Origin of the sequence: Edwardsiella anguillarum ET080813 (assembly GCF_000264765.2) — a bacterium.
GTDB lineage: Bacteria > Pseudomonadota > Gammaproteobacteria > Enterobacterales > Enterobacteriaceae > Edwardsiella > Edwardsiella anguillarum.
Genome location: NZ_CP006664.1, coordinates 730,984 through 754,200, shown reverse-complemented (window position 1 = coordinate 754,200; position 23,217 = coordinate 730,984). Strand labels below are relative to the sequence as shown.

Annotated in this window: 21 protein-coding genes; 9 read left to right on the top strand and 12 right to left on the bottom strand. The window is 60.3% G+C overall.

What is annotated here, in order from left to right:
• Positions 1 to 140: 140 nt before the first annotated feature.
• Positions 141 to 2,015, bottom strand: a complete 1,875-nt coding sequence (gss, locus tag ETEE_RS03475) for a bifunctional glutathionylspermidine amidase/synthase (RefSeq protein WP_034164128.1) — start codon at positions 2,013 to 2,015, stop codon at positions 141 to 143.
• A gap of 521 nt (positions 2,016 to 2,536) precedes the next feature.
• Between gss and pagP the strand changes: the two genes are divergently transcribed.
• The 5 genes from pagP (at position 2,537) to ETEE_RS03450 (ending at position 7,829) form a co-directional block, all read left to right on the top strand.
• Positions 2,537 to 3,055, top strand: a complete 519-nt coding sequence (gene pagP, locus ETEE_RS03470; protein WP_225865206.1) for a lipid IV(A) palmitoyltransferase PagP — start codon at positions 2,537 to 2,539, stop codon at positions 3,053 to 3,055.
• A 157-nt stretch (positions 3,056 to 3,212) separates the two neighbouring features.
• Positions 3,213 to 4,478 (top strand): PP2C family protein-serine/threonine phosphatase, encoded by a 1,266-nt coding sequence (locus tag ETEE_RS03465; RefSeq protein ID WP_034164268.1) that lies wholly within the window; start codon positions 3,213 to 3,215, stop codon positions 4,476 to 4,478.
• Positions 4,475 to 4,813, top strand: coding sequence for an STAS domain-containing protein (locus tag ETEE_RS03460; protein ID WP_034164129.1), 339 nt, complete (start codon positions 4,475 to 4,477; stop codon positions 4,811 to 4,813). The genes ETEE_RS03465 and ETEE_RS03460 overlap by 4 nt, the downstream gene beginning before the upstream one ends.
• A gap of 11 nt (positions 4,814 to 4,824) precedes the next feature.
• Positions 4,825 to 5,265, top strand: coding sequence for an ATP-binding protein (locus ETEE_RS03455; protein ID WP_034164130.1), 441 nt, complete (start codon positions 4,825 to 4,827; stop codon positions 5,263 to 5,265).
• Between the two features lie 125 nt (positions 5,266 to 5,390).
• Complete coding sequence (locus ETEE_RS03450; protein ID WP_081854087.1) at positions 5,391 to 7,829, top strand: glycogen/starch/alpha-glucan phosphorylase; 2,439 nt, start codon at positions 5,391 to 5,393, stop codon at positions 7,827 to 7,829.
• Between the two features lie 60 nt (positions 7,830 to 7,889).
• Here ETEE_RS03450 and ETEE_RS03445 read toward each other — a convergent pair whose 3' ends face one another.
• Positions 7,890 to 9,770, bottom strand: a complete 1,881-nt coding sequence (locus ETEE_RS03445; RefSeq protein ID WP_034164131.1) for a potassium transporter Kup — start codon at positions 9,768 to 9,770, stop codon at positions 7,890 to 7,892.
• Positions 9,771 to 10,118: 348 nt separating this feature from the next.
• Between ETEE_RS03445 and ETEE_RS03440 the strand changes: the two genes are divergently transcribed.
• Positions 10,119 to 11,330: a phosphoadenosine phosphosulfate reductase gene (locus tag ETEE_RS03440; RefSeq protein ID WP_034164132.1), complete on the top strand. Its 1,212-nt coding sequence runs from the start codon at positions 10,119 to 10,121 to the stop codon at positions 11,328 to 11,330.
• A 1-nt stretch (position 11,331) separates the two neighbouring features.
• Positions 11,332 to 11,961: a ParB N-terminal domain-containing protein gene (locus tag ETEE_RS03435; protein WP_034164133.1), complete on the top strand. Its 630-nt coding sequence runs from the start codon at positions 11,332 to 11,334 to the stop codon at positions 11,959 to 11,961.
• 75 nt (positions 11,962 to 12,036) lie between these two features.
• Here the strand turns inward: ETEE_RS03435 and ETEE_RS03430 are convergent, their stop codons facing one another.
• Together ETEE_RS03430 and ETEE_RS03425 are read right to left on the bottom strand one after the other, a co-directional pair.
• Positions 12,037 to 12,423 (bottom strand): DUF302 domain-containing protein, encoded by a 387-nt coding sequence (locus tag ETEE_RS03430; RefSeq protein ID WP_225865112.1) that lies wholly within the window; start codon positions 12,421 to 12,423, stop codon positions 12,037 to 12,039.
• 277 nt (positions 12,424 to 12,700) lie between these two features.
• On the bottom strand, positions 12,701 to 13,150 hold the full coding sequence (locus ETEE_RS03425; protein WP_034164135.1) for a hypothetical protein: 450 nt from the start codon (positions 13,148 to 13,150) through the stop codon (positions 12,701 to 12,703).
• 414 nt (positions 13,151 to 13,564) lie between these two features.
• On the opposite strand from ETEE_RS03425, the gene ETEE_RS03420 reads away from it, so the two are divergent.
• Positions 13,565 to 14,137, top strand: coding sequence for an Ail/Lom family outer membrane beta-barrel protein (locus ETEE_RS03420; RefSeq protein WP_034164137.1), 573 nt, complete (start codon positions 13,565 to 13,567; stop codon positions 14,135 to 14,137).
• Between the two features lie 36 nt (positions 14,138 to 14,173).
• Here ETEE_RS03420 and modD read toward each other — a convergent pair whose 3' ends face one another.
• The 3 genes from modD to caiF form a co-directional block, all read right to left on the bottom strand.
• On the bottom strand, positions 14,174 to 15,022 hold the full coding sequence (modD, locus tag ETEE_RS03415; RefSeq protein ID WP_034164138.1) for a ModD protein: 849 nt from the start codon (positions 15,020 to 15,022) through the stop codon (positions 14,174 to 14,176).
• Positions 15,019 to 15,840 carry a class I SAM-dependent methyltransferase gene (locus ETEE_RS03410; protein WP_034164139.1) on the bottom strand — a complete coding sequence of 274 codons (822 nt, stop codon included), beginning with the start codon at positions 15,838 to 15,840 and terminating at the stop codon, positions 15,019 to 15,021. The genes modD and ETEE_RS03410 overlap by 4 nt, the downstream gene beginning before the upstream one ends.
• A 525-nt stretch (positions 15,841 to 16,365) precedes the next feature.
• Complete coding sequence (gene caiF / locus ETEE_RS03405) at positions 16,366 to 16,791, bottom strand: carnitine metabolism transcriptional regulator CaiF (protein ID WP_034164140.1); 426 nt, start codon at positions 16,789 to 16,791, stop codon at positions 16,366 to 16,368.
• 480 nt (positions 16,792 to 17,271) lie between these two features.
• Here caiF and aes point away from each other — a divergent pair, with 480 nt between their 5' ends.
• Positions 17,272 to 18,243, top strand: a complete 972-nt coding sequence (gene aes, locus ETEE_RS03400) for an acetyl esterase (protein ID WP_034164141.1) — start codon at positions 17,272 to 17,274, stop codon at positions 18,241 to 18,243.
• A gap of 59 nt (positions 18,244 to 18,302) precedes the next feature.
• On the opposite strand, the gene ETEE_RS03395 is transcribed toward aes, so the two are convergent.
• The 5 genes from ETEE_RS03395 to ETEE_RS03375 form a co-directional block, all read right to left on the bottom strand.
• Entirely contained in the window at positions 18,303 to 19,619 is a 1,317-nt protein-coding gene (locus tag ETEE_RS03395) for an MFS transporter (RefSeq protein WP_034164142.1), read from the bottom strand.
• 110 nt (positions 19,620 to 19,729) lie between these two features.
• The gene (fixX, locus tag ETEE_RS03390; protein WP_034164143.1) at positions 19,730 to 20,017 is read right to left on the bottom strand and encodes a ferredoxin-like protein FixX; all 288 of its coding nucleotides are present in this window, start codon (positions 20,015 to 20,017) and stop codon (positions 19,730 to 19,732) included.
• Positions 20,014 to 21,306 carry an FAD-dependent oxidoreductase FixC gene (fixC, locus tag ETEE_RS03385; RefSeq protein WP_034164144.1) on the bottom strand — a complete coding sequence of 431 codons (1,293 nt, stop codon included), beginning with the start codon at positions 21,304 to 21,306 and terminating at the stop codon, positions 20,014 to 20,016. The genes fixX and fixC overlap by 4 nt, the downstream gene beginning before the upstream one ends.
• A gap of 58 nt (positions 21,307 to 21,364) precedes the next feature.
• Positions 21,365 to 22,306, bottom strand: a complete 942-nt coding sequence (locus ETEE_RS03380; protein ID WP_034164145.1) for an FAD-binding protein — start codon at positions 22,304 to 22,306, stop codon at positions 21,365 to 21,367.
• 11 nt (positions 22,307 to 22,317) lie between these two features.
• Complete coding sequence (locus ETEE_RS03375) at positions 22,318 to 23,091, bottom strand: electron transfer flavoprotein FixA (protein WP_034164146.1); 774 nt, start codon at positions 23,089 to 23,091, stop codon at positions 22,318 to 22,320.
• Between the last annotated feature and the right edge of the window lie 126 nt (positions 23,092 to 23,217).

The window sequence follows — 23,217 nt, the reverse complement described above, 5'->3', positions numbered from 1 at the left end:
TCCCATCAGTCAGCGTAGGCGCCTGACGAGCGGGAGTGCGCAGGGGATCTGCGCGCTTCGGCGCGTGTTAACGCCAGCCTCTGCTGGAATAGGCTCTCCGTCGCACCTAAGCCCGCCGATCGGCGGGCTTAGGTCGGCACCTACTTCAGAAACTCACTGTCTTTGAGCACGATAAGCGGCTCGATATCACTCTCTTTCTTGATCACCAATGAGCTGTCTGCGCGCAGGCAGGCGCCGCCGTAGCTACCGCCCACGGTAAAGGTACAGACCTGGATATGCTTGTCCGCCACCCGCGGCAGGCACCATAGCTGCTGATAAATATTCTTCTGGTCGCGGAATTTTCCGCTGGTGGTATCGAGCACCTCCTCATGGCGACTGACCAGATCGATATTGCTGCCACAGCGTCCGGCGATCGGCTTAACGGCGTAGCCGCTGCGGATCAGCGCCGGCGTCGGTTCAAAGTCGGTATCCAGGAGATAGCGGTGGTGGGGGAACAGCGACCACAGGATCGGGAGGATCGCCTTGTTGCCGGGGATGACGGTCCACAGCGGTTCGAACACCATGATTTCCGGCCGCAGCAGAACGTCGATCAGCCGCACCTGGTTTTCCGGTTGGCCGGTGCGGATGGGCACCGCGGCATATTCGGCGTCGCTGACCTCCCGCACCTGCTCCAGGGCGGTCTCCCACGCCCAGGTTTTCCACACGCAGTTCACCTGGCGCCCATCGTCGTCGATCAGCTGACCGGTGGCGTCCCAGCGCAGCGCCGCCAGACCTTTGACTATCTTGCTATCTAAGCCGGCCTGCGACAGCGCCCGCTGCATAAAGAGCGCATGATAGCTCTCCTCGACGTCGTTATCCTGCATGATGTGGACAAACGGGCGGGCGTGGCTGTGGCGCCAGGCGCCGGCCAGCTCGTTGAGCAGATCCTCGCCCGGGTTGTAGCCCGGAACGCCGTCGCCCTGTTTCGCCCAGCGCTGCAGGATCAGCGCGGCCTCCGTATGGCAGGAGGCCGAGTCAGCGTTGTATTCGTAGACCTTCAGCCCCCGTTCATCCATACAGAAGTCCATGCGTCCGGTGATCATGCAGTGGCGACGCTGCTGCCAGGAGAGGCGTAGGCGCGGCCAGAGGATCTTGGGAATATCGAACAGCGCCAGCAGACTGTCATCGCGCAGCACCTTATCGGTGGCGTGCAGGTACATCAGGTGCAGCTCATTGGTGGCCTTGATCAGCTCCTGCTCGGCGCTTTCGCTGATGGTGACATATTGATACGGGTTTTGGTTGATGATGTGCCCATTAGCCTGTACATAGGCCTTTTCGAGGGGATCGTCTTCATTCAGCCAGCGGCCGTCAAAGGTCCCCCTATCGCTGCGCCGGGCGTCATGTAGTGCCATCATCGGCGGTGCGAGAGTGGGCTGGGGTAAACTGTCGCGGGCGTCATCGGTATGGATCATCCAGCCGAGGATCTCGGTATCGTCAAACGAGTCCCGAATGGTATAGCGGTCGTGGTGTCGCTGCAGCGTGAGCTCTCGCGTCCACTGCTGTCCCGGCGGCAGCGGGGCGTGGATAACGTTTTGCTCAGCGATGCGCACCCGGTCTCCCAGCAGCTGGGTGATGACGGCGACGTGGCCGGTATCCTTGAATTCACCGCCTTTCTGCCAGATCAGCAGCGCGCCGGCGACCGGCGCCCGTGCCGAGCCGTTGGCGAAGGCCTGCAGCGGCAGTAGGCTGTCGTTAACCACCTGACGCAGAAAACGCAGGGAGAAAATTTCATAGGCCATGCCGACGTCGGTAAATACGACGCCGTAGTTCAGAAACAGAAAACGGCGGGCAAATTCGACGCACTGCCACTTGTGGCCCATATATTCGTCGTCGATGTAGCTGCGCAAGGAGGCTTCATCGGGATAAACCCGGGGATCCAGCGTGCTATAGTCGGAGGAGTAAATTGCGACGCCGCCCGGTGCATAGCCAAGCAAAGTACCGAAAGGGGCGTCATTGTGGGTGATGTCTACGCTCATGATCCTGACCTCAGTATAACGCTGCTGGAGCTGGCTGGCAGGGTTGAAAAGGGTGCCATCATGGCAAGTCGCTGGCGCCAGCCAGACAGAGGTGGATTCATCATAGCACTAACTCACGGGGCGGCAACGGCGCGGGCAGAAAGGGGCTGGCGACCGCGCTGTGGCTACGCAGCCAATAAAATATAAATATGCTACCGCGTGAGAAATATCTTATTTTATCGCGCCTGGATGATCTTTTTCAGGGATGGCGGCAGGGTACCTTGGTCATTAAATTAATCGTGATTTGAATGTGTTAGCGCATATTAAGCGTATTCTATGCGGCGTTTTTAATAGCGCGATTTTGTTTTATCTAACTGATAATTAAGTGATTGTTTTCAATGATGGCGAGCCGTAGGCGTGCGGCTGTTTGTTTATAGATGGTTTGTGTTTGTATTTTATGCTATGGGCGCCTGCATTAAATAAAATAGAGTGAACCCGTTTTAGTGAAAACGCATAATGACATTCTGGCCGCGTTGGCGGCATTGCCCGTCTTTTTGGCTGGGGCGGCCTCCGCCGCTGAGCCAGGAATGCTGGACACGTTACGCAACAATATTGTTCAGACCTGGGATCAGCCGCAGCATTACGATCTGTATCTGCCGGCGATTACGTGGCACGCCCGCTTTGCCTATAGCCGGGAGAAGATCGATACCTATAACGAACGTCCGTGGGGCGCTGGTTTTGGCCAGTCCCGCTGGGATGAGAAGGGTAACTGGCACGGCCTGTACCTGATGGCGTTTAAAGACTCGTTTAATAAGTGGGAGCCGATCGGCGGCTATGGCTGGGAGGCGACCTGGCGCCCGCTGGAGGGATCGGACTTTCATTGGGGCGCCGGCTATACCGTGGGGGTGACCATGCGTGATAACTGGCGCTATATACCGATTCCGGTGATATTACCGATGGCTTCCGTCGGCTATGGTCCGCTGACGCTGCAAATGACGTATATCCCAGGCACCTATGATAACGGCAACGTCTATTTCGCCTGGCTGAGGCTGCAGTTTTAACGCGGCGCAGGGGGTGACTCACGGTGCGGGCGCCGCCGTTTAGGGCGCGTCCGGCGATAAAATACGGCGGAAAAATTGGTGAGCCGCCGGGTTGTTATCTATCTTTGCTACAGGGTACTCGGTTATTACGTCAACGGGCGTGGCCCGGGGGATGACCATGGTAGCGGAGAGCGTCTTGCTTGCCGATACGGTATTGATTGTGGATGACTCACCGGGCTATCGTCGCCTGCTGGCGACGATCCTGGCGCGCTGGCAATACCGGGTTATCGAGGCGCAGGACGGTGAGCAGGCGTTGGCGTGCCTGGCGAGCCATCGGGTGCATATTGTGATCAGCGACTGGGAGATGCCGCTGATGGACGGCGCCGCGCTGTGCCGGGCGATCCGCGCCGGAGACTATGGTCACTATATCTATCTGATCCTGTTGACTATCCGCCAGTCAACCGAGGATATGCTGGCCGGAATGGCCGCCGGCGCCGACGATTTCTTGACGAAACCCCTCAATCAGGGGCAGCTGCGCAGTCGCTTGCATGCCGCCCGACGCATCATCTCTCTGGAGGCCACGCTGGCGGCGCGCAACGCTACGCTGGCCCATGCCTATCAGCAGATTGAATCCGATCTGCAGGCCGCCGCCGCGATGCAGCGCAATCTGCTGCCCTCTCACGACCAAACCATTAACGGCTTCCATGCCGACTGGCTGTTCTTGCCCTCGGCCTATGTGTCCGGCGATCTGCTGAACTATGTTCTGCTGGATACGCATCATCTGGCGTTCTACTGTGTGGATGTGGCCGGACACGGCGTAAGCGCCGCCATGCTGGCGCAGTCGGTGGCGCAGGAGTTTAACAGCGCGCTGCTGACGCACAGTCTGCTGTTCTCCCCCTCGGCGCAGGATCCTGCGCCGCCGCACCGGGTGGTGAGCGAGCTCAATCGTCGCTTTTGCCTGGAGCCGCAGGAGGATGGCGTCGTGCGCTATTTCACCCTGGTGTACGGGGTGTTGGACACCCGTGACGGCCAGATAGCCCTGTGTCAGGCCGGGCATCCTACGCCGCTGTGGATCCGGGCGGACGGTAGCCTGAGCGGCGTTGGCGACGGCGGTCTGCCGATCGGCATGTTTGAGTGGGCAGAGTATGAGGATCATACGCTGACGCTGGCTCCCGGCGATCGACTGTGCCTGTACAGCGATGGCGTCAGCGAGTGCGACAGCCCGCAGGGCGAGCTGTTCGGCGAGGTGCGCCTGCGCCGTGAGCTGCAGGCGCAGAGCCACGCGGCGGCGCCGCAGCTGCTGCAGACGCTGGCCGCCGCGCTCTCGCGCTGGCACAGCCCCGATGAGGGAACCCCACATCAACGCTTTTCCGATGATATTTCACTGTTGATGATCACCCGCTGCGCCGATGGCCTGCAGGGACGGGTAGAGGAGAATATATGAATTTTGCCGTAGAGGAAGTGGGTGGCCTGACGATTGTCTCGCCGCTGATCCGCCGCCTGGATGCGTCGGTTGCCGGGGTCTTTCGCCAGAACGTCGTTACGCTGATCGAGCAGGGGCACCACCGGCTGCTGCTGGACTTCAGCCAGGTGGACTTCATCGACAGTAGCTGCCTGGGCGCGCTGGTATCGCTGCTGAAGCTGTTAAACAATCGGGGCGATCTGCTGCTGTGCGGGCTGAATGAAAATATCCAGGGCATGTTCCGCATCACCCGGATGGATCGCGTTTTTCATATCGGCACCGATCGCCAGCAGATGCTGGCGCAGCACGGCGCATGAGGCGGTAGGGCATGAAGCTGCGCACCTATTCATTTCCGCTGGCGGCGACGCTGGATAGCCTGGCTCCGCTGGGAGCCGCGCTGCAGGAGTTTTTTAGCGGCGCGCCCCCTGACGTTCTGTTCCAGCTGGAGCTGGCCGCCAATGAGTCCTTCAGCAATATCGTGCGTCACGGTCAGGCGGGGGCGCATCCGGTGGCGGTAACCCTGACGCGCCATCCCCGGCATCTGGAGGTAGTGCTGCGCGATCGCGGGCAGCCGATCCCCCGCGGGGCGCTGCGGCCGACGGCGCCGGATCCCCACATGGACGATCCGTGCAGCTGGCCGGAGCATGGCATGGGCATGCTATTGATCCGTCAAATGACCGATGAGTACCACTACCGCTACGGCGCGGGGGGAAATGAGCAGCGGCTGATCAAGTATCTGCCGCTGGGCGGTGGTACGTGCGCGCCATAGCGCATGACGGGGGCCGCGGGCCGGGCGCATAGCGCGTCGGCGATGGCGACGGGAACGACGGCTCAGGGCGCGCCGCGCCGCAGAGCCAACGGCGTATCACGCCGAGATAACAGGGGTAGCAGCGTATGTCCTATAGCGCGGAAAGCGAGAGCAGTGAAAGCCGTATGCAGCGCCAGATCGTCAGCGCGCTGCGCCATCGCGTCGGTATGGAGCCGGCGGCGGCGGGCCAGCGGGACTGGTTCAATGCCCTGGCGCTGGTGGTGCGTGATCGCCTGTATGACGCCTACTGTCAAACCCGGCAGCGTCACGCGCATCAGCGGCGCAAGCGGGTGTACTACCTGTCGATGGAGTTTCTGATCGGCCAATCGCTGCGCTTTAACCTGCAGAATCTAGGGCTGTACGCGACGGCGCAGGCGGCGCTGGCGGCCGAGGGGCAGGCGCTGGAGGCGCTGTTTGACAGCGAGCCGGACGCCGCGCTGGGCAACGGCGGCCTGGGGCGACTGGCCGCCTGTTTTATGGATTCGCTGGCGACTCTGGACGTCGCCGCCAGCGGTCACGGCATCAAGTATGAATACGGCCTGTTCCGTCAGCTGATCATCAATGATCAGCAGATCGAAAAACCGGATGAGTGGCACTCGGCCGCCTCGCCCTGGATTATCCAGCACCCGAGCCAGAGCATGATCATTCCGATCTACGGGCGTATAGAGCATGGCTTCGACGCGCAGGGAAACTATAACCCGATGTGGCTGGAGTGGAAGGTGCTGCTGGGCGTTCCCAACGACTATTATGTCAGCGGCGGAGAGGATAAGGGGGTTAACCGCCTGCGTCTGTACCACGCGGCGGCCTCTGACTCCTTCGATATCCTCATCTTTAACCAGGGGGACTATCTGCGGGCGGTCGGCGAGAAGATCGGCAGTGAGAATATCTCCAAGATCCTCTACCCCTCCGACGAAATTCTCTCCGGCAAAGAGCTGCGCCTGACCCAGGAGTACTTTCTGGTCGCCTGCACCGTGCGTGACCTGCTGCGTGATTTCTTCGCCGAGCACCAGGATATTCGCCGGCTGCCGGAGTGGGCGGCTGTGCACATTAACGATACGCATCCGGCGCTGATCGTGGTGGAGCTGATGCGGGTGCTGGTGGACGAGTACCGTATCGGCTGGGATGAGGCCTGGTCGATGACCTGCCGCACCTGCTCGTTTACCAACCATACCCTGATGCCGGAGGCGCTGGAGTGCTGGTCGCTGCCGCTGGTGGAGCGCCTGCTGCCCCGTCATCTGCAGCTGATTTATGAGATTAACCACCGTTTCCTGACCACGGTCAGCCGTCGCTATCCCGATGACGCCGCGCCGCTGCTGCCGTCGCTGTCGCTGATCGATGAGAGCGGCGAGAAGCGTCTGCGGATGGTGAATCTGGCGACGCTGGGCAGCCATAAGGTCAACGGCGTCTCGGCCATCCACTCCGAACTGGTGCGCGATATGCTGCTGCCGCAGTTCAGCCGCCTGACCCCCGACAAGTTCGTCAACCAGACCAACGGGATCTCCCATCGCCGCTGGCTACAGCTGGCCAATCCCGCGCTGGCGCAGTTTTTTACCGAGCTTATCGGCCCGGGGTGGCTGGACGATCCCCATCGTTTGGCGCAGCTGTCGGACTACTGCGACGACGGTCAGGTGGTGGATCGGGTGCGGCGGATTAAAACCGACAATAAGCTGGCGCTCAGTAACTATGTCTACAGCCGCTACCGGATCGCCCTGGATCCGATGGCCATGTTTGATGTTCACGCCAAGCGTTTCCATGAATATAAGCGCCAGCTGCTTAACGTATTGCACATTATCTATCAGTATCAGCGCCTGCAGGAGGGCGGGGAGCTGGCGACGCCGAAGATCTATTTCTTCTCCGGCAAGGCGGCGCCGCGCTATACCCTGGCCAAGCTGATCCTGCAGCTGGTGAACTGCGTGGCGCGGCGCATCAGCCAGCTGCCGCGGGTGAACGGAGTTATCCGCGTGGTGTTTCTGGAGGACTACAGCGTCTCGCTGGCGGAGCGGCTGATCCCCGCCTGCGATCTGTCAGAGCAGATCTCGATGGCCGGTACGGAGGCCTCTGGCACCAGCAACATGAAGTTTGCGATGAATGGCGCCCTGCTGATCGGGACGCTGGACGGCGCCAATATCGAAATCCGCCAGGCGGTGGGAGAGCAGAACTTCTACCTGTTTGGCCACACGACGCTGCAGATAGCCCAGAGGAAGGCGCAGGGCTACCGACCCTATGAGGTGTTGAGCCAGCAGCCGTCGCTACAGATGGCGCTGGACGCGCTGGTGTCCGGTGAGCTGTGCGCCGATCGCGAACGGTTCCGCCCGCTGTATGAGATGCTGACCGCGTCGGATTACTACATGCACCTGGCCGACTTTGATGACTATCGCCACGCTCACCAGCAGGCCCAGCTGGACTTTAGCCGGCATAGCGAATGGCACCGCCGCACCCTGTGGGGGATGAGCCGGATGGGGCACTTCTCCAGCGATTACACCATCCGTGGCTACTGCCGCGAGATCTGGAATACCGATGGGTAGCGCCGCGCAGAGGATAAAGGGCGGCCCGCGGGCCGCCCTTTTTTTAGGATGCCGGAGGGCTTACAGCGCCACCACGCGGTTGATTTCGACGACCTGATCGCTGGGCAGATAATAGTAGTCGGTGACATGGGCGCTGTTGCGCATCATGACGCGGAATATCTTACGCTGCCAGGTAGGGAACGCCTTGTTTCGATCCTTCATCATCAGGGACTCATGGCCGATATAGTAGGTCATCTCCTTGGGATCGCTCTGGCAGTGCTCAAAGTCGGCTCCGCTCAGCAGTTGGGGAATGTTGGGGTGCTCCATAAAGCCGTAGTGTGCGCTGCAACGCCACAGATTGGGCGCTATCTGGGTCAGGGTCACTCGCTCCGCGGGCGCGACGTAGGGAATATTGTCGACCAGGATGGTCAGCAGCAGCACGTTGCGGTGCAGTGAACCGTTGCGCTGTACGTGCAGGCGCATCACCGATGGCACTCCGGCGGAGGAGCGGGTCAGGAACACCGCGGTGCCGGGCACCCGCGGGATATTCTGCGCCTCAAGGGTGTGCAGGTAGCTGGCCAGCGGGATCATGCGCTCCTGGGTTTTGCGCAGCACCATCCGACTGCCCTTATGCCAGACCAGCATCAGGGTGAAGATGGCCAGCGCCAGCAGCAGCGGGATATAGCCCCCCTCCAGCAGCTTGGTCAGGTTGGCGCACAGGAACAGCAGATCCACGCACATGAAGAACCCGGCGGCGCACAGGCTGGCGGGCAGGGACCAGCGCCAGATCTCCCGCATGGCGATGAACAGCAGCGACGAGGTCAGGGTCATGGTCAGCGAGACGGCGATGCCGTAGGCCGCGGCCAGGTTTTCCGACGTCTTAAAGAAGATGGCCAGCAGCAGCGTGACGATCATCAGCATTAGGTTGATGCTGCCGATATAGATCTGGCCGTAGCTCTCCTCGGTGGTCTGCTTGATTTGCAGGCGCGGCAGCCAGCCGAGCTGGATAGCCTGGCGCGTCATGGAGAAGGCGCCGCTGATGATCGCCTGGCTGGCGATGATGGTGGCCAGGGTCGCCAAGATCACCAGCGGGATCACCAGCGGCGTCGGGCAGAGCAGGTAGAAGATGTTCTGGCTAAGATCGGCGCCGGAGAGCACCAGGGCAGCCTGCCCGGCGTAGTTCAACAGCAGGCTGGGAAAGACGATGCCGAACCAGGCGCCCCAGATCGGCTTACGTCCAAAGTGGCCCATATCGGCGTACAGCGCCTCGGCGCCGGTCACGCACAGAAAGACGCCGCCGAGCACGACAAAGCTCAGCGTGCCGTGCGTCAGCATAAAGTGGATGGCGTAGTAGGGATTTATCGCCAGCAGTACGCTGGGATGACGGCTGATGCCCCAGATGCCCAGCGCGGCGATAGAGAGAAACCACAGCGTCATAATCGGGGCAAACAGCTTGCTGATCCGCGCGGTTCCCAGATGCTGCAGCGCGAACAGCAGCACCAGAATGACGACCGTCGCTGGCAGAATATAGGGATCCAGCTGCGGCATGACCAGATTGAGCCCCTCTAGCGCGGAAAGGACTGAAATGGCCGGGGTGATCGCCCCATCGCCATAGATCAGCGCCGCACCGAACAGGGCCGCCATGACGATGGCCGGTCGCGAATGTTTGTGGCGCACCAGCAGGGACATCAGCGCCAGAATACCGCCCTCGCCGTGGTTATCGATGCGCATGACGCACAGGGCATATTTAAGCGAGGTAATAATGACCAGCGTCCAAAATACCAGCGAAAGCAGCCCCAGCACATCGGCGGGGGCATGGGGGTTTCCGGCCAGAGAGAGTACCGTTTTCAGGGTATAGAGCGGACTGGTACCAATATCGCCAAAGACGATGCCCAATGCGCCAAATACCAGGATAGGTAGACGCTTGCCGGTGGATGCGTCGTTATCCGTACGCTCGGGCATGACATATCTCCTGATAATTACTTGATTTTCATAGTATAGCATAGACAATTTCTATGATGAATTGGCCTGCGGACGATATTGTTATTCCCCTGCGGCGGCGCGGCGTTGCCATTGATGCTATACGGCGGCGGCGCGATTATTGTCGGTCGGACGTTAAATTATTTTCTATATTTATTTGTCTTGGTGAATTCATTCCAAATATTTATTCATAATAATAAAACTGTGATCGCTAGAATAATTGGATTAAAAAACGTTGGCGTTGCGCTGGTATTTAAATTTAATATTCAAAACACGCTAAGCCTGCTATCTATTTTAATGATGTGTAAATATTAATTATATAGGAAAATTATGAAAAAGATCCCGCTGAAGGAGAACGTCTTCGTTGCCGCCTATGCCCGGATGAACTGGATATTTGACACCTTTCCCCGGGTGTGTGTTTCATTTTCCGGCGGCAAGGACTCTACCGTTTTATTGCATATTGCCGCCGAGGTCGCGCGCAGGAAAAAGCGCCGTATCTTCGTGCTGTTTGTCGATTGGGAGGTGCAGTTCAGCCATACTATCCAGCATATTGAGCGTATGCGTCAGCGCTACCAGGATGTGATTGAGCGTTTCTTTTGGGTGGCGCTGCCGCTGACCACGGCCAGCGGGGTATCGCAGTATGAAACGGAGTGGACCTGCTGGCAACCGGGGGTGACGTGGGTGCGCCAACCGCCGCCGGACGCCATCACCGATCCGGCCTTCTTCCCGTTCCATACGCCGGGTATCAGCTTCGAAGCCTTTGTGGTGGCCTTTTCCCTCTGGCTATCGGGGCGTAAGAGCATGGCGACGCTGGTGGGGATCCGCGCCGATGAGTCCCTGAACCGTTTTATGGCGGTGGCGTCGCATAGCAAGCTGCGCTATGACGACGACAAGCCCTGGACGACCGCCTCCCAGGATGGCTTCTACTATACCGCCTATCCGCTGTATGACTGGAAGGCCAGCGATATCTGGCACTTTAACGCGCAGCAGCGTCTGCCTTATAACCCGTTGTATGATCTGATGTATCGCGCCGGGGTACCGCTGCGTCAGATGCGTATCTGCGAGCCTTTTGGCCCGGAGCAGCGTAAGGGGCTGTGGCTGTACCACGTGCTGGAGCCGGCGACCTGGGGACGCGCCTGCTCGCGGGTTGCCGGCGCCAACGGCGGCGCCATCTACGCCAATCAGAGCGGGGCGTTTTATGCCCTCAATCGGCAGATCGACAAGCCGCCCCAGCATACCTGGAAGAGCTATGTCCACTATCTGCTGGCCAGCATGCCGCAGAAAACGGCGGAGCATTACCGCAATAAGATCGCCATTTATCTGCGCTGGTATCTGAGCCATGGCTACCCGCAGGATATTCCCGATAGCCAGGAGCGCGATCTGGGCGCTCGGGATATTCCCTCGTGGCGTCGGATTTGCAAGACACTGATAAAAAATGACTTTTGGTGTCGAACGCTGTCATTCAGCCCCAATCGGCCACAGGCCTACGCACGCTATGTTAAACGCATACAGCAGAAGCGCCATCAATGGGAGATTATCTGAGATGACCCTAGAAGCCCTAGAGCAGGCGCTGATCGGCCTGCTGGAGTCTCAGTCGGAGACGGCGCAGCGCGTCGCGCTGCTTAATCGGCTGCGTACGCTGCTGCATCGCTACAGCCCCTTTGCCGACGAGCCGGTGGACTGCGTACTGTGGATCGCCAATGAACAGGTTGAGGCCAATGACTATAACCCCAACGTGATGGCGCCGGTCGAAAAGCGGCTGCTGCAGCGTTCGCTGGCCTCGGACGGCTATACCCAGCCGGTGGTAGCGGTGGCGCAGGGAGAGCGCTACGTGGTGATCGACGGTTTTCACCGCTACCTTCTGGGCCGCAAGAACGGGGCGTTACGCCGGCGTCTGCAGGGCTATCTGCCGGTGACGCTGCTGGCCAGCGCGCGTGAGGATGCGGCGGCGCGCATTGCGGCCACGATCCGTCATAACCGAGCCCGCGGCAAGCACCAGATCGCGCCGATGTCCGATATCGTCCGCGATCTGCACCGCCTGGGCTGGGACGAGGGGCGCATCGGCGAAGAGCTGGGCATGGATGCCGATGAGGTGCTGCGGCTCAAGCAGATCAGCGGGCTGGCGGAGCTGTTTGCTGACGAAGGCTACAGCCAGGGATGGACAGTGAAGTAGTCGGCGTAGCGCCAAACGGGGCCGCCAGGCGCCTGATGGTGGTCGGCGGCGTGTCATACGCTGGCGCAGGATGCCCTAAACGCCGTTTTGCGCCTGCAGGGCGGCCTGCACGACGGCGGGCATGTTGGCCATTTGTGCCAGCTCGGCGTCGTTCAGCCCATAGCGGGCATAGTCGGCGCTGTCTGGGTAGCTGACCCGCACGTGGCCATCTGGCTGCTGGGTGATGAGCACCCGGTAGGGCAGCGCCAGCGCCAGCTCCGGGTGGGCCAGCATGAGTGGGGTACCGCCTTTGGGGTTGCCAAAGACCAGCACCGTGGTGGGCGGCATGGTTAGTTCGCTTTGGCGGGCGGCCGCGGCGTGGTCCAGTTCGGCAAAGAGCGTCAGGTGGCGGGCGTTTATGGTATCCAGCAGGCGTTGACGGGTTTGCGGGAAGTCATAAGGGCTGATCTGGGACAGGGTCATATTATCTCCTGGCAGGGGGGCTGCATGGGTGATAAACGGTAAACTGAGTGCCAAGAACAAAAGCGTACGTGCGATCATAATCTCTCCCACTGGGTCAGAGGAAAATAGCGTTTAGCTTATCCGCACCGGCCATCGTCTACGCTGCGCCAGCGTCTTATTCTGTTGTTCCCGCGTCTCTATCGCCGGGTGGCATTCCGGCTCGCCGTGCCCGCAGCGTCTTCCGGGCAGGCCCGGCTGGCCGGGGTAATGACGCGCCGGCGATACGTGCGCCGGACATTTAGAAACCGAACTTTTTGAACATATCGTGGTTCCCCATCGTGTTATTGTCTGGGCGGTTTATGGTTTCCATTTGTTTGATAAGCCCAAGGCTTGCGCCGATAGGGCCACCAACGCTGAAGCCGACGCTGCTGGAGCGGCTTTTGGTGGTGCTGCTGCTGTGGGTCTGGCTGCTGTTGTTGCAGTTGCTCTGGCGGGTGCGGGTGACGCCGTTATCGCTGAATACGCTGTCCTCACTCTGGGTGCAGCTTCCCTGAGACTGCGTATGGCTATCGCCGGTCGTATGGCTGCGGCTGTCGGTGTGCCACTCGCTATACTGTCCGGCGGGGGCGATGACGTTGACCGGTGTGCCATAGGCGGCATAGGGCTGGAGCGCGACCCCGCCGCAGGCACTTAATAACACTGAGGCGCCTGCGATAAAAAAGAACTTACCCAGAGTTGTTTTTTTCATTATAGATACCTATTTTTGGTTAGTTATTTGTGATGCTGTGCCGAAACCGGCTGGATATTATTCATTCTTATACTCTGAGATCAAGCTGTTTTAAATAAATTGGTATTATTCCTAGTGGTATTTTTTAGCGTTAAGGTTTATTTGCAATACAATTAAATAAACTCCGAAGTGACTACTCGGTAAAAGCGATGTAATTTTTTCCGCTATTCCTATTTATCCACCGTAGAGCGTGGAAAATGAGGGTTCGTTTATGTTTGGTATATTTTTCAATGTTATTTTACGCCGGTCATAGCGGCACTTTCGCGTCGCTAAAATAAGACGGTACGCCATTCAGCGACTGCGCCGCGCCGCTGGCCGTAGGCGTATCTGGCTGTCTCTGGATGTATATATTATTTATTTTTAGGAATAATCATAATGAAAAAAAGTTTTTGTGCAGTATCTCTGTTGATTTCCCTGGGCGCCGCTGCGCCGGCAATGGCCGAGGGGCAGACGGTTTCACTGGGCTATGCCCAGGCCAAAGTGGCTGATTTTAAAAATATCACCGGGGTTAATCTTAAGTATCGCTATGAGTGGGACTCTCCCCTTAGCCTGATGACCTCCTTTACCTATATGGGCGGCAGCAAGGCGTTCAATGAAAGCGCGGGGCCGGAATATTATCGCGGTAATGGGGATCTGAAATATTACTCTCTGGCGGCAGGCCCGGCCTGGCGGATTAATGATAGCGTCAGCGTTTATGGTCTGCTGGGGGTTAACGTAAATAAAACCGCGGTCTCCGCCGCCTGGCGTGACGTGTGGGTCGGCGGCTATGAAGAGGGCAGTCTGCAGCAAACGCGCACTAAGGGGTCGCTGATGTACGGCGCCGGCCTGCAGATTAACCCGCTGGCCAACTGGAGCATCGATGTGGGCTATGAGGGATCGCGCGTCGATCTGGGCGGCAGCAAGCACAGCATTAACGGCTTTAATCTGGGCGTCGGCTACCGCTTTTAAGCCGGAGACGGGGGCACGGCGTCCCCCGCTGCGGGGTTAGGCGCAGGGCATCAGGCGGACTTTAATGTCCGCCGGTGCCGCGTGGTAAGGCGCCGAGGTGATCAGCAGCCCGACGCCCGTCTGGGCGATGGCCTCAATGCTGTCCAGGTTGATCCCGCCGGCCAGCGATAGGCGACAGCGGGGGGCCAGCGTGGCCGCCTGCGTCCGGATCTGCGCTATCTGCGCCGGGGTGAACTTATCCAGCTGCAGAATATCAGGCTGCGCGGCCAGCGCCGCCTCGGCCTCCTGCGGGGTATCCGCCTCGACGATCAGGCACTTTTCCGGCGCCTGGCGACGCAGCCTCGCCACCATGCCTCGCCAGTCATCGGGCTGCGGCCAGAAACGCCGGTGATTGGTAAACAGCAGAACGGTTTCAGCGCAGCCGGCGCGGTGCAGAATGGCGCCGCCGTCGAGCACCGCCTGCATGGCCGCCAGCCGGGTGCCGGGGATCGACTTGCGGGTACAGGCTATCTGCCCTTCGGGCTGGTAGCGGTGCAGGATATCCACCATGCGGGCGGCGTAGTCACTGACCCCGCAGCTCCACTCCAGCAGATTTTGGCTGGCTTTCCAGCCCTGATGCAGCGCGGCGGCGCTGCCGCAGGCCTGCAGCAGCAGGGCGCCGGGCTCGACCCGATCGCCGTCGCGCACGGCGGCGCGGCTCTCCAGCCCCAGCCGGGCCAGCATGCGGCAGGTGAGTGCGATGGCACTGACGCAGCCCCCCTGGCGATGGTAAAAATGCATCTCACCGCGCCGTTCGCCGATCCCCAGCGCGCGGGTGGTGATGTCACCCCCCTGGATATCCTCCTGTAGCCAGGCGTCCAGCTGGCTGTCGCTGATAAAAATCATTCCCGATCCTCCGTTAATGGCTGCGGCTGCCAGGCGATCAGCGCCCAGTCACGCCGTGCTCCGGCCGGTGCGCGTCCCCGCTGCCGGCAGTGGTGATAATAGGCCTCTAGCGCCTGACGCTCCTGCGGAGTGACCTCGCCCAGCGCCAGCGCGATGGCATCGGCAAACTGCGCCACCGTCGCCGCGTGCTGCAGGCCCGCGGGGGCGCCGATAAAGCTCACGCTGGCGTGGATCCCCATCTGGTAGAGAATATTGACGGCATAGATATAGTTGGGCAGCTCGCGGATCGGGCGGCCGATGGCCCGTAGGATCTGCGGATCAACGAAGCTGCTGCTGACCGGGTGAGTGGTGTAGACCCACTGGCGGGCGTGGCGATTGAGCTTGGCCAGCGCCGGGCGCAGATCGTCGACCAGGGTCGAGCGTGAGGCGACGACGATGTCGCAGCGGGGAATGTCGTCCCAGGGCTCCTCCCAGGCGCGCCGTATCAGCGTGACGTTATCCAGGCGCAGGTGCTCGGCGCGCTGGGCGGCGACCGCCAGCATACCCTGGCTGTAGTCTAGGCCATAGGTCTGGCGCAGGCGTGGCGCCGTCGCCAGGCAGACGCTGCCGGGGCCGCACCCGACGTCCAGCAGGGTCTGCGCCCGGCTGAGATCCATCGCCGCCGTCAGCTGCTGCAGATAGGGGTCCTGCGGTGCGGCGCAGGTGACGGACATGGCCTGCGCCCGGCGATCCCAGTGCGCTGGCGGCTTGGCGGTGCGCTGTGCCTGCATCAGCTGCTGGCGGTACAGCGCGGCGAAGTCTATTTCATCGATCAGCATAACCCTTCTCCTCGGCGGTGCGCCTGCGCGGTTACCCGGCGCAGAGACCGCTATCGCTATATATTTGTTTATATAATGAAAAGCGGTGGGCGTGACGTCAAGCGCCGTGTGATGCCGACGCCGGTGGTCTCGATAAGATATTACGCGCTTTTTATCCGCCGTCGATGGCCGCTACGGGATCGGAGGGCGTCCGGTGCGGGGCGCGACGGCCGGCGGCAGAATAAAACGGGGCGGAGGGGATGACGGGGAGCCAATAATGCGTCATGCGGCACGGAAAATTTAGCAATCAGCCAAATCGGACGTAAGCTAATAAATAAATATATCGCTGAATACCTTATTTATTGTATAACGGAAAGGTAAGCCTGATGTCGCCGGAGTCGATACGCAAACGGTATTTTGCGTTATATTCTCCTACGACATCCTAAATGATTACCCGTCCGCACCGGACTGACTCTGCCACCCTCTGGGCGTCGGTGGCGGGTGGAATGGTGCGGATGGGTAAACTTTCCCGGTACGATCCTGCCCTTATTTACGCTGTGCCTTGGAGAGCATCCATTGCCATTTTTGTTCGCGGTTGAGCTCATCGGGAGGGAGGCGGATGGCCATGCGTGCGACGGCCTCGGCCTCCGCGGCCTGCTGCTCTGCGTTGGCGCCTTCACTCTCCGTGTTGATGGCGTTGCTGATCCGCGCGGCGATCAGCTCATCGATGTGGGTGACCTGAATCAGGCGCTGGCACTGACAGCCGCGGCCCTCTAGCTGATTGGGGACCGTTTTGGTCTGACAGGTAATCTCCTCCACGCCGGATAAAATATAGGAGACGGTGTTGATGGCTTTGCAGGGAGAAAGGTCGAACTGTTGGGCTATCTCGCGGGCGCTGACCCAACGCTGCTGTTGCATCACCCAGCGTGCAACGGACAGATATAAAGGTTCCTGAGCATACTCTCTACGCATATTTCCACCCATTTAACCAGAATGATTAATCCAATTAACAGTATTCTGTAACCTGTCGTGCAATATTCGTGAAGCATCCTGACAGCATCGCTGACGTCTGTGCACACAGGCTATGGATATATTTGAATATACCCAACGGCTGTATCTAATCACAATGAATTTTTATATCTTTTTGATAAAAATGTCGCCGCGGTGCTGTTGTTAAAACAATGTTTTGCTGAGGTGTGAAAGAAGTGATTGTTCGTATTTATTATCGCATCGAGAATTAACATGGCGCAGCGGTGGCGGGAGCGATCGTGATCATGAATATTATTGTCGATGTCATTTTATTACATTTTCTGATGTCCAGCGTTGCGCGGTACTCTCGTGTAACACGATGGTAATTCTATTATTTATAATGGTTTTTTCTGCTTATGGCGTAGCTCACAGAACCCATTTCTATATGTCATAAAATATCAGTTAATCGATTGGGAGAACGGTATGCAACAAAAGAATAAAGTAAATGTTCCTGAGCGTATCTCTGATGAAATGAAGCGGGTTTTGCAATTTCAGCAGCAGAATACAACAGATGAACCGATCTGCTTAGATTATTCGTCGATGCGTCAGGCCTATATTCAGGAGCGGCAGTATTGGAATCAGGGCGGTGCCGAAATGGCCCGCTGTGAGCAGGTCAGCGTGGAGACGCCACACGGCCCGGTTGCGACGCGTCTCTATTTTCCGCGTCACCCGGCGCAGGCGGTGCTGTTCTATCTGCACGGCGGCGGATTTATTGTGGGTAATCTGGATACCCACGATCGCATTATGCGCCTGCTGGCCGACTACAGCCGTTGCGCGGTGATCGGTATAGATTACAGCCTGTCGCCGGAGGCGCGCTTCCCGCAGGCCATCGAGGAGAGCGTCGCCGTCTGTGACTTCTTTCGTCGCCGCGCCGGTGAGTACGGGCTGCCGATGGCACGGATTGGCTTTGCCGGCGACTCCGCCGGGGCCATGCTGGCGATGGCGACGGTGCTGTGGATGCGCGATCGCGGGATCGACTGCGGCAAGGTGCGCGGGGTGCTGCTCTACTACGGTCTGTATGGCCTGCAAGATTCGGCCAGCCGTCGCCTGTACGGCGGCGTTTGGGATGGGCTAACCCAGGCGGATATGCTGAGCTATGAGCAGGCCTACCTGCCGGATGCGGCGTCGCGGGAGTCGCCCTATTACTGCCTGTTTAACAACGATCTCACCCATGGCATCCCCCCCTGCTTTATCGCCGGGGCGCAGTTCGATCCGCTGCTGGACGACAGCGTGGCGCTGTACCAGACGCTGCGCGAACACCGCCAGCCCTGCAGCTACCACATGTACCCCGGCGTGATGCACGCCTTTCTGCATTACTCCCGGATGATGGAGAGCGCCGACCGTGCCCTGCGCGACGGCGCCGACTATTTTTACCGTCAGCTGCAGATTGCCTGATGCGCGGCGGGTAGCCCTGGGGCTACCCGCCGATCCGCCGCCGCCCCCCAGGGGCGGCGTTAAAACAGTTTCATCCGGCTGGTTTGTTCCAGCGACAGCCCGCGGGTCTCCGGCGCCATCATCACCGAGATCAGCAGACCGAACAGTGAAATGCCGGCGCCGACCAGCATGGTGGCGGAGATCCCGTGCTGCTGCATGAACAGGGGCAGGGCGTAGGTTGAGACCACGGTGCCGATGCGGCTCAGCGACATGGCGGCGCCGACCGCCGAGGCGCGGATCGCCGTGGGAAACAGCTCATTGGGATAGAGCCACTGCAGGATCCCCGGGCCGCCGGAGAAGAAGGCGTACAGGGCGAAGGCGCTGACGATCAGCAGGATCCCGGGCTGATCGACCAGCCCCAGCATCAGCAGCGATAGGGTCATGATGGCGAAGCTGCCGATCAGCAGCGGACGGCGGCCAACGCTGTTGAGCCAGTACATAGCTGGCAGGCAGCCGAGCATGAAGAACAGGCTGATCACCACGTTGCCCAGCACTGCCTCTCGCCCTTGCTCCAGCCCCAGCAGGGTGACGATCTGCGGGCCAAAGGTGTAGATGGCGAACATGGGGATCACCTGGCAGGTCCAGATGGCGGCGACGAACAGGATCGAGGAGAGATGACGGCGGCTGAAGATATCGCGGTAGCGGGTCTCTTGCGGAGCTTCGTCGTCAAAGGTCACCGGCTGGCCGAACAGCCGGATCATCAGCGCGCGACATTCGGCGTGGCGCCCCTTGCGGATCAGCCAGCGCGGCGACTCCGGCAGCTCGACCCGGCCCAGTAAGATGATGATGCAGGGAACGATCGCGCTGCCCAGCATCCAGCGCCAGCCGTTTTCCACATCGTACAGCAGATAGCCCACCAGATCGGCGGCGGTGGCGCCGATATACCACATGGCGGCGATAAACCCCATGGTGAAGGCACGCTGCTTGGTGGAGGAGAATTCGGCGATCATCGAGGTGGCGATGGGGTAGTCGGCGCCGATGACGATGCCGATCAGAAAGCGCAGGATCACCAACTCCAGCGGCGAGGTGACAAACATGGTGGCGGCGGAGATCACGCCGATGGCGATGATGTCGATCAGGAACATCAGGCGGCGCCCGACCCGATCCGCCACATAGCCGAACAGCGAGGTGCCGATAAACAGCCCGACCAGCGTGGCGGCGCCGACCATGCCTATCCAGTTGGCGTCCAGCTGCAGCAGGGGAGTCAGCTGCTCGAGGGCGATGCCGATAATCACCAGAACATAGCCATCGAGGAACGGGCCTCCGCTCCCCCACAGCATGATCTTGCGGTGCACCGGTGTAAAACGGATGTCATCGAATCTTTTAGGCTGTTCCATAATCCTGGTATCTGTAAAAGTGACGATGCAAGCCCCGCGACAGGCGGGGCGCCGGCAGGCGGCTTATTATTGTGATGCGGCGGAAACGGTGCGCCGCTTCCGCCGGAGGGTCAGCCGTAGCGGTATTCGACGCCGAAGGTGCCGCGTGGGTAGTTCCACTGCTCCAGGACGTCACCGACGCCCAGGATGCGGCAGGTGCCGCACTCGAGACAGCCGGCGTAGTCGAACTGAACCGTGCCGTCGTCCTGTAGCTTGTACAGCCCCGCCGGGCAGGCCAGGGTCAAGGTATGGAACGCCGCCATGTTCGGGTGTTCGCGGATGATGATATGCGGATGCCCCTCATCGACATGGAACTTATTGATGCCCAGTTTGACATCGACGTTAACCGGTTCGCTCATAGTGCTGTCACTCCTTTAATGCCGTCTTTGAGCAGATTCAGGTAGCCGACCTGTTTGCAGTGCTGTAGCAGGGTCTTACGCAGCGGCTGCGGCGGGCGTCCGTCGACGGTGAACAGCGCAGACATGATGTCGGCGGCCAGCTGTGGGTATTGGGTGAACATGCGCGGGTTATCCATCATCTGCGGTACCTTGCGGTAGTGGCGCAGCTCTTTCATCACCGGCAGGCTCTCCAGCAGACGCGGATACTCGGCCAGTCCGGCGGCGCTGAAGTCGCTCTTTTCGCGGGCGGCCAGTACGGCGCGCGCCGCGGCTTCACCGGAGGCGATGGCCAGATCCATTCCGCGAATGGTAAAGCCCAGGTTAAGGCACATGCCTGCCGCATCGCCGGCCAGCAGTACGCCGTCGGCCACCAGCTTAGGCTGCATGTTGATGCCGGCTTCCGGCACCACGTGGGCGGCGTATTCGACGGTCTTGCCGCCGTCGATCAGCGGTCGCACCGTCGGATGCCGTTTAAAGTCCTCCAGCATCTGTGGGATGGATTTCCCCGCCTGCTCAATGTGGTGCAGACCGCAGACGATCCCCAGCGATAGGGAGTCGCCGTTGGTGTAGAGGAAACCGCCGCCCATCAGGCCGTCGGAGGGGGTGCCGGCGAACAGCCAGGCGGTGCCGTCGTTCCCCTGCAGGGCAAAACGCGCCTCCAGCAGCTCGCGCGGCAGTTCGATCAGCTCTTTGACTCCCACGGCGACGTTTTTGGCCTCGACCCGCGGCTGTACCATGCCGATCTGCTCGGCCAGCAGGGCGTTGACCCCTTCGGCCAGGATCACGACGTTGGCCTCCAGCTCGTCGCCGTCGGCCTCTACGCCGACGACCCGGCCATCGCGCTGGATCAGACGATCGACGCGAATGCCGGGGATAAACTGGGCGCCGGCCGCTTCGGCCTGCTCCATCAGCCAGGTATCAAATTTACCGCGCAGCACCGAATAGGAGGCCGCCTCGGCCGCGCCGTCGCGGGCGTTGTGGTAGTCCAGGGTGACGGCGCTGTCGGCGGTGAGAAAGGCGATCTTCTCGTGGGTAATGCGGCGCTCAACAGGCGCCTGCTCGGCGAACCCGGGAATGATACGCTCCAGAGTATGGGCATACAGCCGGCCGCCGGTGACGTTTTTAGCGCCGGCGTAGTTTCCGCGCTCAATCACCAGCACGTTGGCTCCGGCGCGCGCCAGAACCAGCGCGGCTACGCAACCGGCCAGACCGGCGCCGACAATAATCGCGTCAAATGCATCTTCAGACATGGTGTCTCCAGTGGCAGATAATGCGGCCGGCGCCGGGGGGACGGCGCCGGCCATACGGCTAGCGTTTCAGGGCGTCGGTCAGGGCGGGGACAATTTTCACCAGATCGCCGACGATGCCGTAGTCGGCATACTGGAAGATCGGGGCATTCTTATCCTTGTTGATCGCCATGATGGTCTGTGCGCCGTTGGCGCCGACCATGTGCTGGATCTGTCCGGAGATCCCCAGGGCCAGATACAGATCCGGCTTGATCATGATGCCGGAGATACCGACATAGCGTTCGCGCTCCATCCACTTCTCGTTTTCCGCCACCGGGCGCGAGCAGCCCAGTTCGGCGCCGATGGCATCGCTGAAGGCCTGCGCCAGCGCGATGTTCTGCTGGTTGCCGATGCCGCGCCCGACGCTGACGACCCAGCGCGCCTTGCCCAGATCGACGTTTTCACCCTGCTTGGCGCGGCGGGAGACGCAGGTGATAGGCTGTGCCGGCGCCACAAAGGCCAGTGCGGCGGCGCTGCCGCTGCGGGCGGCGTCTTCGGCGGCGGCGGCAAAGGCGCCGCTGGCCAGGGTGATGACCGCGTAGGGGGTATCGATGCGCTCTTTACCCAGCGCTAGGCCGCCGTACACCATGTGGGTGGCGATGGGCTGACCCGCGTCCAGGGTCACTTCGCTGGCGTCGTTGACCACGCCGCCCTGCAGTCGGGCGCCGAGGCGGGCGGCCAGCGCTTTGCCGCGGCGGCTGGCCGGCAGCAGCACCAGCGCTCGTTCGCCGTGGGCGCGGATGGCCTGCACCAGGGTATCCGCGTAGTCTTCGACGATGCGGTCACTCGGCAGGGCGCCGAGATCGTGAACGGCGTCGGCGCCGAGACGGAAGGCCTGCGCCGCCTGGGCATCGCCTTGAACCACGGCCTGCACGTTGTCACCCAGCGCGCGTGCGCCGCCCATCAGCTCTGCCAGACGCGATTCGCTGTCGCTGAATACCCATACGGTTGCATATTTGCTCATGTTGTTCCCCATTAACGCACGATTTTGCGCAGATGTTCTGCAAACTCGGCGATTTGTTCTTCGCCGTCCCCTTCGATGATCACCCGCGCACGCGCCTTCTGCTGCGGCGCCTGAACGCTGAGCAGGGTGGTGTAGGCATGGGCATCGCCGGCGTCCAGATCGTCGCAAGACCAGGTCTGCGCCGGTTTTTTGGCGGCGCCGAGGATGGCCTTCATGGACGGGATCTGCGGGGCATTGATGTCGGTGGAGACGGCAATGACCGCCGGCAGGGGCAGGGTGAGGGTTTCGACTTCATCTTCCAGGGTGCGTTCGATCTCGATCTGTCCATCGGAGAGGCTAAGGATACGGCTGACACCGTTGATCGCCGGGACGGAGAGCGCGTCGCCCAGCAGCAGGCCAACCTGCTGTGCATACAGATCCGCCGAACCGTCGCCGCACAGGATCAGGTCAAAGCCATTTTTGCGCGCGGCGGCGGCCAGCAGAGAGGCCGTCTGGTGCGGCAGGCTGTTTTCCAGCCCCGCCGCCGAGACGGCGATCAGCTCGTCCGGACCGCGAGACAGCACATCCTTGCGCGCCTTGGCGTTGGTCAGGGCATCACCGCCGACGCTCATGGCGACGATATGAATATCGCTGTTCTGCTGTTTTAAGGAGTTAGCCGCTTCGATCGCATTCAGATCGAACTGGCTGATTTTGGCATCCGCCTTACTGAGGTTCAGGGAGCCATCACTGTTGACCGTGATATCCTGCTCCTCGGGGATGAGTTTATAACATGCGATAATTTTCATCACTTCTCCGATAGGCAATATAAAATTTGGGTGTAGCGAAACTGTCCTGAATCAGGCTATACACAAGGAAGAAAAATTAAATTGTGTTTTTGGTAATACGCTTGTTAAAATTGATTCACCTGGTCT

What these genes read in the sequence shown, in the direction of transcription:
- gss (WP_034164128.1), bottom strand. Translation starts at nt 2,015, where the DNA reads ATGAGCGTAGACATCACCCACAATGACGCCCCTTTCGGTACTTTGCTT.
- ETEE_RS03465 (WP_034164268.1), top strand. Translation starts at nt 3,213, where the DNA reads ATGGTAGCGGAGAGCGTCTTGCTTGCCGATACGGTATTGATTGTGGAT.
- ETEE_RS03460 (WP_034164129.1), top strand. Translation starts at nt 4,475, where the DNA reads ATGAATTTTGCCGTAGAGGAAGTGGGTGGCCTGACGATTGTCTCGCCG.
- ETEE_RS03455 (WP_034164130.1), top strand. Translation starts at nt 4,825, where the DNA reads ATGAAGCTGCGCACCTATTCATTTCCGCTGGCGGCGACGCTGGATAGC.
- ETEE_RS03450 (WP_081854087.1), top strand. Translation starts at nt 5,391, where the DNA reads ATGTCCTATAGCGCGGAAAGCGAGAGCAGTGAAAGCCGTATGCAGCGC.
- ETEE_RS03445 (WP_034164131.1), bottom strand. Translation starts at nt 9,770, where the DNA reads ATGCCCGAGCGTACGGATAACGACGCATCCACCGGCAAGCGTCTACCT.
- ETEE_RS03440 (WP_034164132.1), top strand. Translation starts at nt 10,119, where the DNA reads ATGAAAAAGATCCCGCTGAAGGAGAACGTCTTCGTTGCCGCCTATGCC.
- ETEE_RS03435 (WP_034164133.1), top strand. Translation starts at nt 11,332, where the DNA reads ATGACCCTAGAAGCCCTAGAGCAGGCGCTGATCGGCCTGCTGGAGTCT.
- ETEE_RS03430 (WP_225865112.1), bottom strand. Translation starts at nt 12,423, where the DNA reads ATGACCCTGTCCCAGATCAGCCCTTATGACTTCCCGCAAACCCGTCAA.
- ETEE_RS03425 (WP_034164135.1), bottom strand. Translation starts at nt 13,150, where the DNA reads ATGAAAAAAACAACTCTGGGTAAGTTCTTTTTTATCGCAGGCGCCTCA.
- ETEE_RS03420 (WP_034164137.1), top strand. Translation starts at nt 13,565, where the DNA reads ATGAAAAAAAGTTTTTGTGCAGTATCTCTGTTGATTTCCCTGGGCGCC.
- modD (WP_034164138.1), bottom strand. Translation starts at nt 15,022, where the DNA reads ATGATTTTTATCAGCGACAGCCAGCTGGACGCCTGGCTACAGGAGGAT.
- ETEE_RS03410 (WP_034164139.1), bottom strand. Translation starts at nt 15,840, where the DNA reads ATGCTGATCGATGAAATAGACTTCGCCGCGCTGTACCGCCAGCAGCTG.
- caiF (WP_034164140.1), bottom strand. Translation starts at nt 16,791, where the DNA reads ATGCGTAGAGAGTATGCTCAGGAACCTTTATATCTGTCCGTTGCACGC.
- aes (WP_034164141.1), top strand. Translation starts at nt 17,272, where the DNA reads ATGCAACAAAAGAATAAAGTAAATGTTCCTGAGCGTATCTCTGATGAA.
- ETEE_RS03395 (WP_034164142.1), bottom strand. Translation starts at nt 19,619, where the DNA reads ATGGAACAGCCTAAAAGATTCGATGACATCCGTTTTACACCGGTGCAC.
- fixX (WP_034164143.1), bottom strand. Translation starts at nt 20,017, where the DNA reads ATGAGCGAACCGGTTAACGTCGATGTCAAACTGGGCATCAATAAGTTC.
- fixC (WP_034164144.1), bottom strand. Translation starts at nt 21,306, where the DNA reads ATGTCTGAAGATGCATTTGACGCGATTATTGTCGGCGCCGGTCTGGCC.
- ETEE_RS03380 (WP_034164145.1), bottom strand. Translation starts at nt 22,306, where the DNA reads ATGAGCAAATATGCAACCGTATGGGTATTCAGCGACAGCGAATCGCGT.
- ETEE_RS03375 (WP_034164146.1), bottom strand. Translation starts at nt 23,091, where the DNA reads ATGAAAATTATCGCATGTTATAAACTCATCCCCGAGGAGCAGGATATC.